Below are 18,474 nucleotides of genomic sequence, written 5' to 3' on the forward strand. Positions count from 1 at the left end.
TTTATGATTATGTTTGATGATCGTATCAGCAAGCATTTAATCTAAATGGCAGTTACACAGAATCAGGGATGGTCTCAAAGAGACAGGGCTAGCTGTCTCTTTTTTACACATTATTGATATCTCAAATACGTATCATCACGTTTGAAATATCGTACTTTAAGCAAATAAGATCTGCACTCATGATTAACCTAAAGGAATAAAGCTATTGTCTTTAAACTTAGCACTTACTGTACCGTTGTTCTGTAATAACTCACCAAAGACTTTACCATTGACCGTGATATCAGCAAACTTACCAGTCTTGGCATTTTGGATAATGAACTTATTATCGACATCGAATTTTAAATTAACAGCTGCATTATTTTGGGTAATATTAAGCTGTGTACATTTACAGCTGACATTATATTCAGTGTCTAAAATAGTTTTACCAGTCACATACAACTTCTTGCCATCAACACTTGCATTCAAACCTTGCAGCTCTACAACATCACGTGACATACGCTTCAAGTTTGCCTGAATATCCAGCGGTATAGTAGAGGTAGAAGTGGAGTTGGCATTCTTTCTTGCCACCTTACCCTTGAGAGACATCACTATCTCTATACCAACAAACTTACCAGTAGCCTCTTCAATATTACCATCCTGAGTTACTTTGATGACATTTTTGATATCGGCTTCATTAGCCACTGCATTTAGCGAAATAGTTACATCAGTTGCAGGCTTCTCTTTAAGCAGTTGACCCGTTAGTTTAATAGTCGATGGTAAAGTTCTGACCACTAAGGTGCCATCGGCAAGCTTACGACTCATATCCAAGAACGCCATCTCAAGATCACGGGCTTCGATAGTACTATCGTTAGCTTTAAGCTTTACATTACCCAGTTTTATCACTGCTTTTTCTAGGGTAATACCTTCTCTATTGATGTCATTTAGATCAAACTCATCATTTACCAATACTTTATCGCTGAACTGGGCGTTGACCATTGCACCTTGTGACGTTGAACTAAAAACGACAGCTTCTGCACCTGAACCAATATTTACACTATTGAAACCAAAACTACCTTTGAAGTTGTTAGTACTAGTGTTCGAGCTTAAAGCATTTATATAACCTTTATAGATATTAGTAAATGCATCTTTACTCACAACAGTTTTTTCATAATTCATGGTCTGGGAATTGTATTTATAATCATACTCTGTAGTCGTAAGTAACGTCGTACCTGAAAGTTTGAACTGACCATCAGTACTAAGTGTCGCTATAAAATCACTACTTGGGTTTATTGTTGTATCACCCAAAGCTGATTTGAAACTTGCATTATTAGCTAAGGCAATAATGTCAGCTGATGTTAATCTTGCTAGGTTATTTTCTTCCATATAATAAAAAATACCTGTTGGCACATCGAACGTAGCGCTAATTCTTTGCTCTTGTCTTTCTGTAAGAATTTCACTAGCACCTTCATAGGCATCTTCAATGGCTTTATTATCCAAAATGAACTGCTTGGCAGTATTAATAATACTTTTAGCTTGCTCAAGCTCAGACAGGCTGTTGTCTACAGGTGGCTTAGGTGGAATGGCTGAACCGTTATTATTGGAAACCGTTGTTTTACCGCTATCACTACCGCAACCTGCTAGTGCTAAGGTGCTGGCCAATGCTAATGCAGTCAGTTTGAAGAACTTCATAAAATCATCCTTTATTTGTGAGGTCTCTTTCGAGTTACGGTAGTAGATATACTTAAATAAATAATTAAATGATGATTATCTGTCTGATCTAACACCATCAAACTTTTAGTCAAAACTTAAGTTCACTAATCAATAAGCGAATAATATATTCATTTACTGATTTAGTCTATACAGTAATCAACTATATTTTAGCTGTTACACAAATATTAAGATAAAAAGGATTTACGGATTTTATAATTAAAAAATACCAATCATAATGCCTGCAACTTGCTAATTTATAAATAAATAGTAAGTAGAATGAACCTGAAGACTCTCGCTAATATATATAGCGAGAGGAACGCTATTTAGATAAATACGATTTTATTTAGTTCTATAATTTTAAGAGGTTTTTGGGCTTTATTTGAAGTTTCAAAAGTAAGCTAAAGTCTAAAAGTAATTGATAGTCAATTCACGATAATATCGACATAAGGAAGCTAATTACAGGCTGTGACTGTACCTTACTATAGTCATCAAAGTTGACGCTGCAATGGTTTTATAGAACGTAAAATTACGCATTGATATTGAAAGTTTCAGGAATCAATAAGTCTCGATGACCTGCATTAGCTCATATCTGAGCATATCTGCACTTGGCAAACGTTCAGCATGAAACCGTACAATCGGAATACCTGCACTAGCAAGCGCTTTGTCTTTTTTGTCATCCGCCTTTTGTCTTGATTTACTACTATGTGTCCAGTCATCAAGCTCAATAGCGACTAATGTCGTCTGCGCGTCTATATCGGTAATGACATAATCAACACTTTGACGGCAGATACGGTTAAACCAAAAGCTACGTTCGGAGGTTTCGTCACTATTAGCTTCAATAATGCGAGAGAGTTGAACTTGCACAAATATATGATATTCGGGCAAGGCGTTTTTGAGCTTATGAAAAAATATGACTTCAGTATCAGTCATGATAGGCATCGGTGCAAATGGCCAAATAGCCAAATCATCACCGCGTACAGGTTGTGGATCGGGCTCAATGTTTTTACTAGATTGACGTTTTGACAACAACTTTGGTAATGTAATCAGCCCCAAAAAACCTACGGCTAACACCAAAAATACAACGCCAAATGACATAATTCTACCTTATAAAATTTTGGGATGACTGATGTTAGAGCTCTCTAAACAATCAATCACAACGCGGCAACCATTATTGGCTAACACGTAATACAGAGAAAAATAAGTAAATAACAAATTGTTCTTATACTATCCGAGCTAGTAAGTATCTACAATTTATAAACCACAAAACACGACAATAGATGTCGTGTTTTGAATAATACATAATTGGATATAAGAATAAAGTTTAAGATATTAGTGGGTCTTAAAGATAACGTCTAACAAACTAATGACCTAACGCCAATACAACACCCATGCACCTGATGTATCAACCTGAGGGTCAGTATTGATCTTATCTTTCAGCGCCAATGCTGCAACCTTTCCACGTTCTGGACCGACTACAACTCGTACACCGCGACTAGTAGTACTGGTTTTAACTTGATAACCAGCGGACTTAAATTTCTTGGCCACATCGTCAGCTGAAGCTTGATTACTAGCCAAGGCTACCTGCACACCAAAGCTACCTTTGGCATCAGTTTCTTTAACTTCTTGACGAGCTTCGCGCAGCTTTTGTTGAGCTTCACGTTTGGCATCAGCAGACTTCTTAGCTGCTGCAGCCTCACGTTCTAGACGCTCAATTTGCTTACGCGATGGAATCGTTAACTCTTGTCCAACTCGCAATGAAGTCGATGAAGAGATGTCATTAGCTTGAGCCAAAGCTTCAACTGGCATATTATATTGACGCGCTAGTTTGATTAAGCCATCGCCTCTTTTTACAGTATAGTCTGCTGGAGATTTTGGTGGTGCTGTTTTAGCAGCTTCAGCCTCAGCTTTTTCTTCAGCTTGCCTTTCTTTCTTAGCTGCAGCCTGTTCTTCAGCTTTTTTCTTGGCATCAGCTTCCTTCTTAGCGGCAGCTTGAGCTTCTTTTTTCGCCTCTGCCTCAGCTTGCTTTTTCGCCTCAGCCTGCTTTTGATTATCTGCTAACTTTTTCGCTTCAGCTTGCTTGGCAGCTTGTTCAGCCGCTTGAGCTTTTTGTGCCTTATCATTGGCCGTACTTGTAGTCGTATCATTGCTCAGTTGCACAGTCGGTGTCGCAACTGTAGTACCCTCTGCTACCTCTGTACTATCACTTTCTGCTGGAAGAGAGTTAGCAACATACTGCTGGTTTTCTGCACGAGACTTAGCCAGTGCTTGTGCTTCTGCACTCTCTTGCTCTGCCAAAAACTGCTGTGCACGTTTCTCTTGCTCAGCGACACGAGCAGCACGTTCTTTTTGCTTTTGAGCCAAAATACGTTTTTCAGTATCGATATCTGTGGTCAACGGCGCCGTTGAGGTTTGCTCAGTTGATGATTTTTCGACGATAGCAGCAGGCGTTGCTGGTTTATCACTAGTACCAATCTGTTGCACCATAGCATATAGCATTACGCTACCGCCTATAATCATCCCAATGCCCAATAAGGCTTGTCTCGAAAAATTCATCCGTTTACGTCTCTTAGTTGGTAATAAGGTTGATTGCTAGGCATGACTAATCTTTGTCGCCATCTCATTGCAAAAGTTATATCGTTTCTGTAAAACGCTTTGATTATAAAACATATTTTTCGCGCTGTCTGCTATCACACATCTCTTAAAATGATGTTTAGAAAAGATTTACGCGCCAATCAATTTTACAGGCTAATAAATATCACTTCACATCAAGAGTGGCAAGCGCTTCACCAATCGTATGAAAAGAGCCACATACTACAATTAAATCTTGTGGCTCACTGTTTTTGATTACGGCTTGTGTAGCCTGTTGTAAGTCAGCATAAGAATGTATAGCAGTATCCTCCACGTATGTAACTAATGCCGTTTGCAGCTCGTCAATACTTGCTGCACGAGGATGATCAATCTCTGCAATGTACCAATCCGTAATCGACAAATCAGCATCAGTTAAACGCTGTGCAACCATAGCGATATCTTTATCGCCTAACATAGAGAATAACATCTTAATAGTCGCAGATGGTGAGTTTGATTGACGGCTAACATGTTCCTGCCATAACGGTAATAGTTGCGCTAACAAAAACTCAACTCCTTGCTCATTATGTGCCACATCAAACAACCAATGACGCGCAGCTACCTCACGATAATCAAAACGTCCTGCTAATTTGACAGTACGTAATGCCTGTTCGACAGCTTCAACATTTACTGTTAATGAACTTGCTAGCACCGCGGACAGCGCGTTAGCAGTATTCGTCAGTGACAACGCAGGACGTGGCAGCTCTAGGGTGACAGCCGCATTACTATACTGCCAAGTCTGCGCATCAACTACACGGTAGCTAAAATCATGCTCTACTTGATAACAGCTGGCATTATGCGTGTTAATCAGTCGCTGCACGCTATTTGGCATATCAGCGGCACCGTAGATCAAGGTGATATCATCACGCAGGATACCAGCTTTCTCGCTACCAATGTCCTCGACATTATCACCCAACCAATCCACATGATCGATACCGATATTGGTGATGACGGCCATATCTGGATCAATAATATTGACTACATCTAAACGCCCACCCAGCCCCACTTCCAACACCCAAACATCGCAATCGGCTTCAGCAAATATCAACAATGCAGCAAGTGTCGTCATCTCAAAAAACGATAATGTTAAATCGCATTGGAGTCGCGCTGCTTCTACTTTGCTAAAAGCATCAATCAAGGTCTGATCGCTAACCATTTCACCGTTGATACGCACGCGCTCATTAAAAGCGCTTAAATGCGGAGATTGATACAGGGCGGTCTTGTAGCCTCCAGCTTGACACATCTGTGCGATGACTGCCGTCGTCGAGCCCTTACCATTAGTGCCTGCCACGGTGAATACATAAGCATCATCTTTCGCGGACTTTACTACTCCTAGCGCTTCAGCGACGGGCAGCACACGTGATAGCCCCATATCTATCGCTGACACATGTATCTGCTGCATGTAATCTAGCCATTCGGTTAGACTCGACTGGCTATTCGGACTATTAGTATCAATCGTATCAGATAAGGATGCAGACATAAAAAACCTATTAAAAAACTCAAATTGAAAATAATTTAAAATCGAAATTCAAAGCAGTGTATAACAACATTCTCAAAAACCAAACCTAAAAACCAAAAATAGCACTTATCGTTAAATAACGACAAATGCTATTAGAAAGCTTTTGGACTAAGTATTTTGGACTAAGTCTAGTTATGCTAGATGCAGGTCAATGCCAAAACGGATGACAATATTTAGTCATATAACTTAACCAAATACTTTAGTCAGACAATGATTGACTAAGCATTGACGTTTGGCTGATGACACAACTTAGCCAACAAGCGATAAATCGTATCAATCATCTGATGACGATGCACCACTTCATCAACCACGCCATGCTCTAACAAGAACTCAGCACGTTGGAACGGCTCTTCTAATGTCTCACGTACCGTCTGCTCAATCACGCGCTTACCAGCAAATCCAATCATTGCTTTTGGCTCTGCTAAGTGAATGTCACCAAGCATAGCAAGAGAGGCAGTTACGCCACCATAAACTGGATTGGTCAGTACTACGATATAAGGTACGCCAGCAATTCTTAAGCGCTCAACCGCCGCCGCAGTACGTGCCATCTGCATCAATGATAGCAGACCTTCTTGCATACGTGCACCACCAGAGGCAGCAAAACATACCAAAGGCTTTTTCTCATTCAGCGCTTTTTCAGCGGCCTCTACAAACCGATCACCAACGACCGACCCCATTGATCCACCCATAAAGCGGAAGTCAAAAGCACAAGCAACCACCTCAAGGTTACGCAATTTACCATACAAAACAATTAAGGCTTCGCTCTCGCCAGTCTTGGTCTGTGCTTCAGTCATGCGCTGTGGATACGGTTTACTATCTACAAATCCAAGAGGATCCTTCGCAGTAAACTGCTGGCCAAGTTCACCATCAACTTGACCTAAGAACCAATTCAAACGCTCACGCGCCGTCATCGGTAAATGGTGGTCACAATGCGGACAGACATAGCAGTTAAAAATCAGCGCTGTATTGGTAATCATTGAATGACAGCTGGTACATTCTGTTGACGGCTCGGTCTCGACTGCCGTCAACGTCTGTGTCAATTGCTGCTTGATACCTGGAACTGGACGATCAAACCAAGAATGACGTGTTGGATCAGCAGCACTGCTATTGTCTTGAGTATCAGGTTTTTTTATAGTATCAGTCATAATATTCGCCATTATTGAAGGCTTATCGGCAAGCTTGCTCATTCACTTGTCCTTAAGAATTTAATTGTTGTCTAGTCTAAGAATCAAATACAGCCATAACATGAGCAGTTATAACTGACGCGACAGTCCATCACACTAATACTATCTATACATAAGATAAATAGCAGGCAAACCGAATCGCGTAATTGTAACAAATTATACGTCATGTTAGTTTACACTCGTAAACTAAATTTAGCAAAGTCATTTAGCCTCGTACATAAAAAACTATCGCTAAAATATTGCCACTGAAAACGCTACTATTTAAAAAACTGTTATCAGAAATATTTAGAAAAAACACTAACTCTGAAAACAACGTCGCTATCTTAATAACAGCTTATTTGACGCAAACCACAATGACCGACTATTAAGCGCTTAAACTATCGAGTGCGCCGCGTAGCTCGTCCATCTTAGCCATAATTTTTTGCTGAGCATTAGCAACAGCAGTTGGATCTTTAGCATCTATATCGGCAAAGTTCTGCACCAGCGCACTACCCACAATGATACCGTCCGCATGAGCACCAATCGCTTTGGCTGACACTGCATCACGAATACCAAAGCCCACGCATACTGGCAAATCGGTCTCAGCTTTAATCGCTTGCACTTGCTTTGCAACATCATCAGTATCTAGCGTTGCCGAGCCCGTCACGCCTTTAAGCGACACATAATAAATATAACCACCGCAATGTGTTAGTACTTGCTCACGGCGTTCAGGTAAAGTGGTTGGCGATAACAAGAAGATCTCATTCATCGAATGGTCAGTTAAATGCTGAGTAAAGCTACCCGCTTCTGCTGGCGGTAAATCAACCATCAATATCCCATCAACGCCTGATTGCTCGCATAAAGCGACAAAATTATCATAACCGATGATTTCAACTGGATTGAGGTAACCCATTAGAATAATTGGCGTCTGCGTGTCTTGTTTGCGGAACTCTGCGACCATGTTTAGCGCATCACGAGTACTCGTGCCCGCTGCTAAGGCACGCTCTCCCGCTAAAGCAACGGTAGGGCCATCTGCCATTGGGTCAGAGAACGGTAAGCCGACTTCAATCATATCCGCGCCATGTTTGACTAAGTCATGTAGTAATCCGACAAAGTTATCAGGTGTTGGATCGCCTGCCATTACATAAGGAATCAGGGCTTTTTTGTTCTGTGCTTTTAGGGTTTCAAATGTACTTTCAATACGGGTCATAGTGTTCTCTAAAATTAATTTAAACTGGCTATATTGGCTCTCTACGATTTAATAAGAGAGCCCATTAATTTATTTTATAAAAGCGGATTCATAGCGCAAAATAAGATACACGACTACAACTCAATCCCTTCCGCCTTCATTACCGAATGCAAATCTTTATCACCGCGACCTGACATATTGACGATAATGGTTTGATCCGGGGTCATGGTCTTAGCCAGCTTAAGCGCATAGGCAACCGCATGGGCAGATTCGAGCGCAGGAATAATACCTTCTTTACGCGTGGATTCATGAAAGCCTTCTAACGATTCTTTATCGGTACAGCCAACATATTCGACGCGCTTCATATCTTTTAAGAAGCTGTGTTCAGGACCGACACCAGGATAATCAAGGCCCGCTGAGATAGAGTGCGTCTCTTGAATTTGGCCTTCATCGTCAGCCATCAGGTAGGTACGGTTGCCATGTAACACACCGATACGACCAGCGGCCAATGGCGCTGAATGACGACCAGTTTCAATACCATCACCTGTCGCTTCAACGCCATACATTTTAACTTCAGTATCGTTTAAGAAATCAAAGAATAAACCAATCGCGTTCGAGCCACCACCGACACAGGCGACCAAGGCATCTGGTAATTTGCCTGTTCTTTCTAAATGCTGAATACGCGCTTCTTTGCCGATAATCGCTTGAAAGTCACGCACGAGTAGCGGATATGGATGCGGCCCTGCAACCGTACCAATAATGTAATAAGTAGTATCTACATTAGTGACCCAGTCGCGCATGGCTTCATTCATCGCGTCTTTGAGAGTACGTGAGCCAGACGTTACCGGTACGACTGTCGCACCCAGCAAACGCATACGATAGACGTTCATCTTTTGGCGCTCGACATCATCCGCACCCATATAGACGATACACTCTAGCCCTAGGCGCGCAGCAATCGTTGCCGTCGCGACGCCATGTTGACCTGCGCCCGTTTCAGCGATAATACGTTTTTTACCACACATCTTGGCAAGCAGTGCCTGTCCGATGGTGTTATTCACTTTATGTGCACCAGTATGATTTAAGTCTTCACGCTTAAAGTAAATCTGTGCGCCGCCAATCTCATCACTTAAACGTTTAGCATGATAAAGCGGTGTTGGACGACCGACATAATTGACCAAATCATTGTGATACTCTTCCCAAAATGCAGGGTCAGCTTTTACTTTGGTATATAGCGCCTCTAGCTCTTCTAAGGCGGCCATCAGCGTTTCAGAGACAAAACGACCGCCGTGAACGCCAAAATGTCCGCGTGCGTCAGGGTACTGGTTAAAGTCTTGAACGTCTGTTGGATTGGTAAAAGTATTGATAGATTGTGCAGTAGCAGATGGTGCTTTGTTCGTGGCATGACTCATGATAATTCCTACGATAAGTGGTATCTTTTAATATAAGGATTGGTAGTGTAATTATTAATAATATAAATATTGGGACAACTATTGAGACAGCGAAAAATAAGGCTCAATCAAAAAATCGGAATAACGATCAAATAAGTATAAATAGCATAAATACAGCAATTATCTTAGATAGCGTCAGTGACCGTCTCGTTTTGCCATCGGTCACGCTTGACTGCTTTCATAAAGTCACGCATCTTATCAGCGTGTTTTTTGCCTTTATCAATCTCAATTCCACCGCTGACATCGACGCCATAAATAGGCAAATCAAGAGTGGCAGCGACGTTGTCAGCATCCAGTCCGCCCGCTAAGATAATCGGTAGCGAACTGTCTTGTGGTATCAGATTCCAGTCAAAGCGCGCGCCCGTACCGCCATATTTATGCTGATGATAAGCATCAAGCAAAATACTGCTCGCGCCTACTGCGGCAAAACTATCAATACGTGCGCTTACGCTTTCTAGCGTGTCCTGCTCAGCATTGATACGCAACGCTTTAATCCAGCGTTTATTGACGGCACTTGCCAGCTGCTGACACTGTTCAGGTGTTTCATCACCATGGAATTGAATGATATCAAAAGAGACGTTGTTTGCCAGCTCAATCAGCTCATCATGAGACATATTGACTACCAAAGCCACGACACTGACAAATGCAGGTAAGGCCGCGCTTAATGTCTGTGCTTGTACTAGCGTGACAGCACGCGGACTGGGCGGATAAAATACCAAACCGACCGCATCAACACCTAGCTGGACAGCGGCATTGACATCATTAAGCTGGGTAAAGCCGCAAAACTTAACGTGCATTATATGACCTTAAAACGTTAAATGTAGTATTGAGTATGATGTCATTTGACAAGTTCGCGCTAAACTCTAATCCCTAAATATGATGCTGATTTGTTAATCAATTGCCAAATCAATTGCATCCAAAAACTTATCCTAGCATACTTTTATTCATAGTTTTGTTTATGATTGCGATTGATTAAAATAGGAATAATTGAATGTCTAAGACAGCGTCAGCAAATGACGAAAATCATGATAATAAGAATGTCAGTATGCCGCATTACTTGATGTGGTTTCGTCGTGATTTGCGGCTGCATGACAATACGGCACTGGCTGCGCTTTGTGAACAAGCCAACGCAGACAATGCATCAGTCAGTGCTATATTCTTCCTCACCCCTGAACAGTGGCAAGCGCACGATACCTCGCTTGCCCAAGTTGATCATATTGCGCGCACTTTACCGATACTTGCGCAAGATTTGCAAACGCAATTGAATATCACCTTAACAGTACAAGTCTGCCTCAGTTTTGCTGATTGCGTGGATGCGCTAAACACTTTATGCGAGGCGAATACTATCAGCCTTGTCATGGCCAATCATGAGTACGAAGGCAATGAGATTGACCGCGATGAACAACTCACCAAGCAACTAGCAAAAAACGATATCGAGTTTATCCGCTGGCATGACCAATGTATCTTACCGCCGCAAAGCATCACGACCAACGATAGCGATAGCATGTATAAAGTCTTCACCCCGTTTTATAAAAAATGGCGACATACCTTAGATGTCAGCAATATGCAAATGCATGAAGCAACAGCCGTAAAGAGCAATAATAAGAACAAGCTGAAAACCTCAAAAGCTAGCGCAACTACTATCAAAGATATCGAAAAGTTAAGTAAAGAAACTGTCGATGGCTATCAAAAGACATTACAAGATGGCTGTTCACAAGGTATTGATTCATTAAAGCATATTGATATGGACGCACAGCTTGACCACGCTCGAACAGCTTACCCTGCTGGTGAAGCTGCTGCTTGCCAGCGTTTAGAGGATTTTATCGCTGATGATATTGATAATTATGATGTCAGTCGCGATGTGCCCAGTCTACATGCAACCAGTCAGCTCTCAGCCTACCTTACCATTGGCTCAATTAGTCCCAGACTTTGCTACCTACAAGCGAGCAAAGCACAAGAAAAACTACATGGTAATGATAGCGATACCTTTAATGACTCTGATAACTCTGATAACTCTGATAACAACGACATTAATCGCTGGATAAGCGAGTTGGCGTGGCGAGATTTTTATCGTCATGTCTTAGTAGATAAGCCAGCACTTATTCGTCACAAGGCTTATAAAGAAGAGACAGATACTAAAATTAATTGGTCATATGACAATGATGACTTTTACGCATGGTGTACCGGTATGACTGGCGTGCCCTTAGTCGATGCCGCGATGAGATGTCTGAATGCAACGGGGTTTATGCATAACCGCTTACGAATGGTCACGGCGATGTTTTTAACCAAGGATTTATTGATTGACTGGCGCTTAGGCGAGCGCTACTTTGTGCAGCAGCTGATAGATAGTGATTTTGCTTCCAATAACGGTGGCTGGCAATGGAGCGCATCGACAGGTACGGATTCTGCACCCTACTTCCGTATTATGAACCCCTTTAGCCAAGCCAAAACCCACGATACCGATGGCGAGTTTATAAAAACTTGGCTACCTGAGCTAAAAGATATTCCAGGCAGCATCTTACATAGCGAGGACAAAATGCGTAAAGAACTGGCAAAGGGTGGTAAGTTTGCTGATATTAATTACCCATTACCGATGGTTGAACATAAAGCAGCACGCCAATTAGCTATTGCTGAATTTAAAAAGGATTAACAAAGCCTAAGGTATAGTCAGTTCAAAACAAAAGAGTTACAAAGCTTCTGACGTGCTACTGGTATAAGCTTTCCTTGCGTGCTGCTGATACAGAGGCTGCGAAAAATTCATCCCAGCAGCACTGTATTCTTTTTAGGCTGAATCGATTATCGTGCAAAAGCTATATTAGCTATTTGCTACTGTTGGCAATTGACACGCCCCTGCGCCTTGCGTAGTAACCGTAACTACGGCACCAGTCATTGCAAACAGCTGCTGCAATTGAGTTTGTGCATTTTGTAGCGCCATATTCATCACATCACCTCGGCAAGCGCGTTCAAGGACTTCTTTCTTCGCCATCGTCTGTGCTTGTTCTAGTATTTTAGGATCAACCTGCATCAAACCAAAAGCGCCCGTTTGCCAATCATAAATCTCTAGATTATCCAGATAAACTGAAAATATCTCTGAGGGTGGCAAGGTAATATTAATCTGTGGCATCATTGAGGCTGGTGTATTAGCATCAGCTGTCTGTGCTTCGTCTACCTTAACATTAGACTGTTCAGGCTGTACAGGCTGTACAACTTGTACCATCTCAGGCGTCAATGCGCTTAAATCTATACCGGCATCTACCCGACCACGAGCGATAAACAATCCTTTTTGCTCATCTTGCCAAAGTTTCATCCAGCTTCCCTGACGTTGACTGGTAATCACCGTATCCACGCTAAAAGCCACCGTTTGTAGTCGATTTAACTGCTGAATTTGCGTCACCACCCCTTCACGAGTGATAGTCTCAGTCGGTTCTTCTACAATCCGGTTTTGGATAGTATAAACAGCAAAAGCTAAGGCCGTAAAACTGATAATTAACAATATCCACGTCGCCATTCCAATGGGCTGTTTTGGTTTAGGGCGCTTACTAATATTATTGTCGCTAGCATTAGTAGGTGTACGATTATCAGGAGTTGTCATATGCGCTACCTTTTATATTGTCAACGGCACTCAAAAACCTCTATTTATGAGTGCTAAATTAAGTACTTCTATATAGTATCAATGACACTTTTAAAAATGACTTCAAGTATTAACTACTAATCCGCTACACAATTGCTTACTCCATATTTTTAAGAGCTACTAGACTCTTAAAGCTACTCTGACTTTTATGACTAATAAGCGCTAGAATTATCAAATTATTACTATATTTTTCATAGGATTTTTAAGTTTATGCATCGTTCTGCTGCAAAAGACAAAAAGTCATTGCGTCTTAGGCGAACTTTACCTAACATAGTCTGATTGCATCGATAAAATGTCAACGTATATTGGCTGTCTCACACTAGTTTGCTATTAGCTAGTTTGTGAACAGAAAGCTTGACTATAAACAGCCAATTTATACACTGTCACATCGATCAGATCATTAGTTACACTAGGTTATATATAAAGGCAGGCTTGTAGCGACTACTAAGTGCTCAGCGCCTTATTTATTATTTATTTTATCGTTGATAAGGTTCCGCTTTATTTATGAAAGCCAGTCAATTTTTGTTCGCTACTCTAAAAGAGACCCCAAGTGATGCCGATATCGCCTCAAGCCAATTGATGGTGCGTGCCGGTCTCATCCGTAAAATCGCTTCTGGATTATATATTTGGCTGCCTATGGGCCTACGCATCTTACAAAAAGTCGAGCGTATCGTTCGCGAAGAGATGCAAAACATCGGCGCTCAAGAAGTGCTTATGCCGATGACCCAGCCAGCCGAATTATGGCAAACGACCGGTCGCTTTGACGATTATGGTCCTGAGCTGTTACGTTTTAAAGATCGTCATGATCGTGACTTTGTATTAGGTCCTACTCATGAAGAGGTTATCACCAATCTTGCCCAAGGTGAGCTACGTAGTTACAAGCAGCTGCCTATTACCTTCTTCCAAATTCAAGGTAAGTTCCGTGATGAGATTCGCCCACGTTTTGGGGTGATGCGCGCACGTGAATTTACCATGAAAGATGCTTATTCGTTCCACGTTGATCAAGCGTCTTTGGCTAAAACCTATGATGATATGTTTGATGCTTATACGCGTATCTTTACCCGCTTAGGTTTAGACTTCCGCGCGGTACAAGCAGATACCGGATCTATCGGTGGTTTTGCCTCGCATGAGTTCCACGTATTGGCAGATAGTGGCGAAGATGACATTGCTTTCTCAGATTCATCTGATTATGCGGCCAACGTTGAGCTTGCTGAATCTGTGAGTACCGCTGAGCGTCAGCCGCCCAAAATGGAGCGCGAAGACGTATTAACGGAAGGGATGACCACTTGTAAAATGGTGGCTGAACACTTGGATATTCCATTAGCAACCACGGTTAAAACCTTGATTGTACATGGACATACCGAAAATGATGAACCACAGCTGATCGCTATCGTGCTACGTGGTGATCATCAGCTTAACACTATCAAAGCAGAGAAAATTGAAGAAGCCAACGTGCCGTTGACGATGGTATCTGATGAAGAGCTTAAAGCAGCTGGTCTACACAAAGGTTATATTGGTGTTGACTTAGATATGCCTGTATTTGTCGATCGCTCGGCAGCCACTTTGTCAGACTTTGTAAGCGGTGCCAATAAAGTCAACAAGCATACCACTGGATTGAACTGGGCACGTGATGCGAGTATTACTCGTATTGTAGATGTCCGTAACGTACAAGAGGGCGACCCTTCTCCTGATGGTAAAGGCACGCTAAAAATCAAACGCGGTATCGAAGTCGGCCATATTTTCCAATTGGGTGACAAGTACTCGCAAGCGATGAATGCTACTGTATCTGGTGAAGATGGTAAGCCAGTTACCCTTATGATGGGTTGCTATGGCATTGGTGTTAGCCGTATCATCGCGGCTGCCATTGAGCAGAATAACGATGAAAACGGTATCATGTGGCCAAGAACGCCAACGGTTAATGACTCAATTGCGCCTTTTGAAGTCGCTATCATTCCGATGAAATCAAAAGAAGATACCGTCATGGAGACAGCTACCGCTCTGTATGAAGAGCTTAAGTCTCAAGGTGTTAATGTGCTACTTGATGATCGTAACGAACGTCCAGGCGTTAAGTTCGCTGATCTTGAGCTAATTGGTATTCCACATCGTATTGTGGTCTCAGATCGCAATCTTGCTGAAGATAAATATGAGTACGTCAATCGCCGTGAAACAGAAAAGCAAATGCTAAGCCGCGAAGAAGTAATGGCAAAAGTAAGCGGTAAATAGTTTTTTAATAAAAATTGTGCAATAAAAAGCGCCTATCTCATTTAATGAGATAGGCGCTTTTTTATGTATAGTCAGTCCCAAATAAAAAAAGTACAAAAATTTTAGCGCGCTACTGAAATAATTTTTCCTTGCTTACTGTGCCTACGCAGACAGATACTGCGCAAAATTTATCTCAGTATCGCTGTATTTATTTTATAGTAGATCGACTGTATGAGCTAAATGATGAAAAGCCAATTCTTTTACCTACTGACGAATCAAACGGCTTGGTTTAGGTAATAAACCTATGTCACTCACACGGCATGGATTGATATCAATACCACCACGACGCGTATACCAAGCTCTAACCATCAATGCGCTTGGCTCATAGTGTTCGCTCAAATCAGCAAATATCTGCTCGACACACTGCTCATGAAAGCCATTGTGCTGACGAAAGCTTAAGATATAACGCAACATGTTGGCTTCATTAATTGTCTTATTACTGGTTATCGAAACAGCCAATGTGCCCCAGTCGGGCTGATTGGTCACCGGACAATTACTACGCAGCAAGTTAGAATAAAAAGTATAAGGCTGAGTAGCATTACTTTCCAAAAAATTATCACTGTCTAAATTCTTATCACTACTTAGCAACGACGCATCAGGATGCTCACATAAAGCGACTTTATCTGTACTATCTGCCAATGCATTATCGATACAGATGCCATCAGGCTTATTAATTAACAGCCCTGACATGTCATCATCTAGGCCAAATAACTCAACCTGCACCTCTGCTTGTACACATGCTGATAAATCTTTAGCAATCAGCGTTTGCACTTCTTCCCAGCTGACAAATTCAGTAAAGTTAATACTGTTTAGGTACAACTTAAGCGACTTTGATTCTACGATAAATGGCGAGCTGGCAGGTACACTAAAACGTGCTATAGCGACTTGCGAGATACCTTGATGATTAAGCCATGACATCTCGAATGCTTGCCACCAATCCACACCGACTGCCAACTTGTCATCATGCCAGCCAATCGCATCACGTCCCATACTACGCGCAATGGGATATAGCGTCTCTGGACTATACTCGGTTGGATAGTCGGTGGTCTGCTCACCTAAAATACCGTGGATACTCATTTACTTTTCCTAATCCTATATATTCTTATGAACTTGATTATTTCTAACCATACCTATCGCTGTTTTTAGTAATCTACAAAATACTTGTTACAATCGAACACGCGATCCATTACTTAATAGGCGATAAGAAATAGCATAAAACACTACACAAAATGTAAAAATCGCTGCCATTGAATACCAAACATTTACATCAGAGTAACCCAGAATACCGTAGCGGAACGAGTTGACCATATAGACGATTGGATTCAGTAGCGAGATATTTTGCCAAAACGGTGACAAGTTCTCCATCGAATAAAACACACCGCCAAGATAGGTAAGCGGAGTAAGCACAAAGCTTGGAATAATGGAAATATCATCAAATGAGCGCGCAAACACAGCGTTAATAAAGCCACCTAGTGAGAACAAAATAGATGTTCCAAGCACGGTAAACAAAGTCACAAATAGATGCTCAATACCAAGATCAGTAAAGAATAGCGCTACGATAGAGACGATAAAACCGACAGTCAATCCACGGAAGACACCACCACTGACATAACCCATCAAGATAGCGTGCTTGGAGACTGGCGATACCAACAGCTCTTCAATACTGGAAGTAAACTTCGCACTAAAAAAGCTCGATACGACGTTTGAATAACTATTGGTAATAATCGCCATCATAATCAGGCCGGGGACGATAAATTGCATATACGGAACGCCGCCCATCTCCCCAACACGCGACCCGATCATTTTACCGAAGATAACAAAGTACAGGCTCATGGTAATGACTGGAGGTAATAGCGTCTGTGGCCAAATACGTAGAATTCGGCGAACTTCTTTTAGTAATATAGTACGAAAAGAAATACATTTTTTAGCCCATGACATGGTCTCATTAGGATCTACCACTATCTTCTGATTCATAATCCTGCCTCCTTCATACTGTCTGCACTCTGGATATTTTTGTCAACTAAGCGCATAAACAACTCTTCCAATCGATTGGACTTGTTACGCATACTGGCAATAGTGATACCTTGGTTAGACAGCTGAGTGAAAACGCCATTCAACGACTCACCTTCAGTCAACGTCACTTCAATCGTAAGATCATCGGGCTGCACTACTGCTGTCACATCGTTCAATGCAATCTGATGTGTGAGTGGAGTGGTTACATCGAATACAAAAGTTTCAACCGATAGCTGCGCGAGCAAATCCTTCATATCCGTATTAATACGGATTTCACCATGGTCTAAAATAGCAATGCGCTTACAAAGTTGTTCAGCCTCTTCTAGATAATGTGTGGTGAGGATAATAGTGGTGTTCTCTTCAATATTAATTTGTTGCATAAACTCCCACATAGAGCGGCGCAACTCAATATCCACCCCAGCGGTGGGCTCATCGAGGATCAATAGCTTAGGTTTGTGAATCAACGCTCGTGCAATCATCAAACGTCGCTTCATACCACCTGATAGCTCACGTGACATAGTATCGCGTTTGTCCCATAGTCCTAGCGCTTTAAGCAAGCGCTCAGCACGCGGTTTTGATTCTTTAGGCGGAATACCAAAATAACCGGCTTGAGTAATTAGGATATCCTGTACTTTTTCAAACATGTTGAAGTTAAACTCTTGCGGTACTACCCCAAGATATTGCTTGGCAATCGAAGGATTGGCCAAAAGGTCGACACCGAAAATATTGACGCTACCAGTTGTCGGCTTAAACAGTGAGCTAATAATGCCAATCATCGTTGACTTACCAGCACCGTTTGGGCCAAGCAAAGCAAAGAATCCGCCTTGTGGCACCGTTAAGCTGACATCTTTTAGTGCCGAAAACCCATTGTCATAGGTCTTGGATAGATTTTGGATAGAAAGCGCTGGTACCTCAGACATGAATACCTCTTTATA

Annotated in this window: 14 protein-coding genes; 2 read left to right on the plus strand and 12 right to left on the minus strand. The window is 41.9% G+C overall.

The window, feature by feature from the left end; genetic code table 11:
* Positions 1–183: 183 nt before the first annotated feature.
* From AAEY87_RS12175 to AAEY87_RS12210, 8 genes are all read right to left on the minus strand, one after another.
* The gene (locus tag AAEY87_RS12175) at positions 184–1,668 is read right to left on the minus strand and encodes a hypothetical protein (RefSeq protein ID WP_350657375.1); all 1,485 of its coding nucleotides are present in this window, start codon (positions 1,666–1,668) and stop codon (positions 184–186) included.
* 576 nt (positions 1,669–2,244) lie between these two features.
* Positions 2,245–2,784 carry a DUF2726 domain-containing protein gene (locus AAEY87_RS12180; protein WP_350657376.1) on the minus strand — a complete coding sequence of 180 codons (540 nt, stop codon included), beginning with the start codon at positions 2,782–2,784 and terminating at the stop codon, positions 2,245–2,247.
* A gap of 273 nt (positions 2,785–3,057) precedes the next feature.
* Positions 3,058–4,242: a LysM peptidoglycan-binding domain-containing protein gene (locus AAEY87_RS12185; protein WP_350657377.1), complete on the minus strand. Its 1,185-nt coding sequence runs from the start codon at positions 4,240–4,242 to the stop codon at positions 3,058–3,060.
* A 202-nt stretch (positions 4,243–4,444) separates the two neighbouring features.
* Positions 4,445–5,794 carry a bifunctional tetrahydrofolate synthase/dihydrofolate synthase gene (gene folC / locus AAEY87_RS12190; RefSeq protein ID WP_350657378.1) on the minus strand — a complete coding sequence of 450 codons (1,350 nt, stop codon included), beginning with the start codon at positions 5,792–5,794 and terminating at the stop codon, positions 4,445–4,447.
* 257 nt (positions 5,795–6,051) lie between these two features.
* On the minus strand, positions 6,052–6,990 hold the full coding sequence (accD, locus tag AAEY87_RS12195) for an acetyl-CoA carboxylase, carboxyltransferase subunit beta (RefSeq protein ID WP_082785745.1): 939 nt from the start codon (positions 6,988–6,990) through the stop codon (positions 6,052–6,054).
* Positions 6,991–7,381: 391 nt separating this feature from the next.
* Positions 7,382–8,206, minus strand: coding sequence for a tryptophan synthase subunit alpha (gene trpA, locus AAEY87_RS12200; protein ID WP_350657379.1), 825 nt, complete (start codon positions 8,204–8,206; stop codon positions 7,382–7,384).
* A gap of 113 nt (positions 8,207–8,319) precedes the next feature.
* Complete coding sequence (trpB, locus tag AAEY87_RS12205) at positions 8,320–9,594, minus strand: tryptophan synthase subunit beta (RefSeq protein WP_350657381.1); 1,275 nt, start codon at positions 9,592–9,594, stop codon at positions 8,320–8,322.
* 164 nt (positions 9,595–9,758) lie between these two features.
* A complete protein-coding gene (locus AAEY87_RS12210; RefSeq protein ID WP_350657382.1) occupies positions 9,759–10,430 on the minus strand; it encodes a phosphoribosylanthranilate isomerase in 672 nt (223 codons plus the stop codon).
* 194 nt (positions 10,431–10,624) lie between these two features.
* Here AAEY87_RS12210 and AAEY87_RS12215 point away from each other — a divergent pair, with 194 nt between their 5' ends.
* Positions 10,625–12,283 (plus strand): cryptochrome/photolyase family protein, encoded by a 1,659-nt coding sequence (locus AAEY87_RS12215; protein ID WP_350657383.1) that lies wholly within the window; start codon positions 10,625–10,627, stop codon positions 12,281–12,283.
* 165 nt (positions 12,284–12,448) lie between these two features.
* Here AAEY87_RS12215 and AAEY87_RS12220 read toward each other — a convergent pair whose 3' ends face one another.
* The gene (locus tag AAEY87_RS12220) at positions 12,449–13,225 is read right to left on the minus strand and encodes a DUF4230 domain-containing protein (protein ID WP_350657384.1); all 777 of its coding nucleotides are present in this window, start codon (positions 13,223–13,225) and stop codon (positions 12,449–12,451) included.
* 543 nt (positions 13,226–13,768) lie between these two features.
* Between AAEY87_RS12220 and AAEY87_RS12225 the strand changes: the two genes are divergently transcribed.
* Complete coding sequence (locus tag AAEY87_RS12225; RefSeq protein ID WP_350657385.1) at positions 13,769–15,487, plus strand: proline--tRNA ligase; 1,719 nt, start codon at positions 13,769–13,771, stop codon at positions 15,485–15,487.
* Positions 15,488–15,730: 243 nt separating this feature from the next.
* On the opposite strand, the gene queF is transcribed toward AAEY87_RS12225, so the two are convergent.
* The 3 genes from queF to AAEY87_RS12240 form a co-directional block, all read right to left on the minus strand.
* Positions 15,731–16,603 (minus strand): NADPH-dependent 7-cyano-7-deazaguanine reductase QueF, encoded by an 873-nt coding sequence (gene queF, locus AAEY87_RS12230; RefSeq protein WP_350657386.1) that lies wholly within the window; start codon positions 16,601–16,603, stop codon positions 15,731–15,733.
* A gap of 87 nt (positions 16,604–16,690) precedes the next feature.
* Positions 16,691–17,464 (minus strand): ABC transporter permease, encoded by a 774-nt coding sequence (locus AAEY87_RS12235; protein WP_350657432.1) that lies wholly within the window; start codon positions 17,462–17,464, stop codon positions 16,691–16,693.
* A 32-nt stretch (positions 17,465–17,496) separates the two neighbouring features.
* A complete protein-coding gene (locus tag AAEY87_RS12240) occupies positions 17,497–18,459 on the minus strand; it encodes an ABC transporter ATP-binding protein (protein ID WP_350657387.1) in 963 nt (320 codons plus the stop codon).
* Positions 18,460–18,474 lie beyond the last annotated feature (15 nt).

Origin of the sequence: Psychrobacter sp. S1-30-MNA-CIBAN-0213, assembly GCF_040309845.1 — a bacterium.
In the GTDB taxonomy this organism is placed as follows: Bacteria; Pseudomonadota; Gammaproteobacteria; order Pseudomonadales; family Moraxellaceae; genus Psychrobacter.

Excerpts from the sequence above, each read along its gene's own strand:
- queF (WP_350657386.1), bottom strand. The coding sequence starts at position 16,603 with ATGAGTATCCACGGTATTTTAGGTGAGCAGACCACCGACTATCCAACC.
- AAEY87_RS12180 (WP_350657376.1), bottom strand. The coding sequence starts at position 2,784 with ATGTCATTTGGCGTTGTATTTTTGGTGTTAGCCGTAGGTTTTTTGGGG.
- AAEY87_RS12240 (WP_350657387.1), bottom strand. The coding sequence starts at position 18,459 with ATGTCTGAGGTACCAGCGCTTTCTATCCAAAATCTATCCAAGACCTAT.
- AAEY87_RS12210 (WP_350657382.1), bottom strand. The coding sequence starts at position 10,430 with ATGCACGTTAAGTTTTGCGGCTTTACCCAGCTTAATGATGTCAATGCC.
- AAEY87_RS12185 (WP_350657377.1), bottom strand. The coding sequence starts at position 4,242 with ATGAATTTTTCGAGACAAGCCTTATTGGGCATTGGGATGATTATAGGC.
- AAEY87_RS12175 (WP_350657375.1), bottom strand. The coding sequence starts at position 1,668 with ATGAAGTTCTTCAAACTGACTGCATTAGCATTGGCCAGCACCTTAGCA.
- trpB (WP_350657381.1), bottom strand. The coding sequence starts at position 9,594 with ATGAGTCATGCCACGAACAAAGCACCATCTGCTACTGCACAATCTATC.
- folC (WP_350657378.1), bottom strand. The coding sequence starts at position 5,794 with ATGTCTGCATCCTTATCTGATACGATTGATACTAATAGTCCGAATAGC.
- accD (WP_082785745.1), bottom strand. The coding sequence starts at position 6,990 with ATGGCGAATATTATGACTGATACTATAAAAAAACCTGATACTCAAGAC.
- AAEY87_RS12215 (WP_350657383.1), top strand. The coding sequence starts at position 10,625 with ATGTCTAAGACAGCGTCAGCAAATGACGAAAATCATGATAATAAGAAT.
- trpA (WP_350657379.1), bottom strand. The coding sequence starts at position 8,206 with ATGACCCGTATTGAAAGTACATTTGAAACCCTAAAAGCACAGAACAAA.
- AAEY87_RS12220 (WP_350657384.1), bottom strand. The coding sequence starts at position 13,225 with ATGACAACTCCTGATAATCGTACACCTACTAATGCTAGCGACAATAAT.
- AAEY87_RS12235 (WP_350657432.1), bottom strand. The coding sequence starts at position 17,464 with ATGTCATGGGCTAAAAAATGTATTTCTTTTCGTACTATATTACTAAAA.
- AAEY87_RS12225 (WP_350657385.1), top strand. The coding sequence starts at position 13,769 with ATGAAAGCCAGTCAATTTTTGTTCGCTACTCTAAAAGAGACCCCAAGT.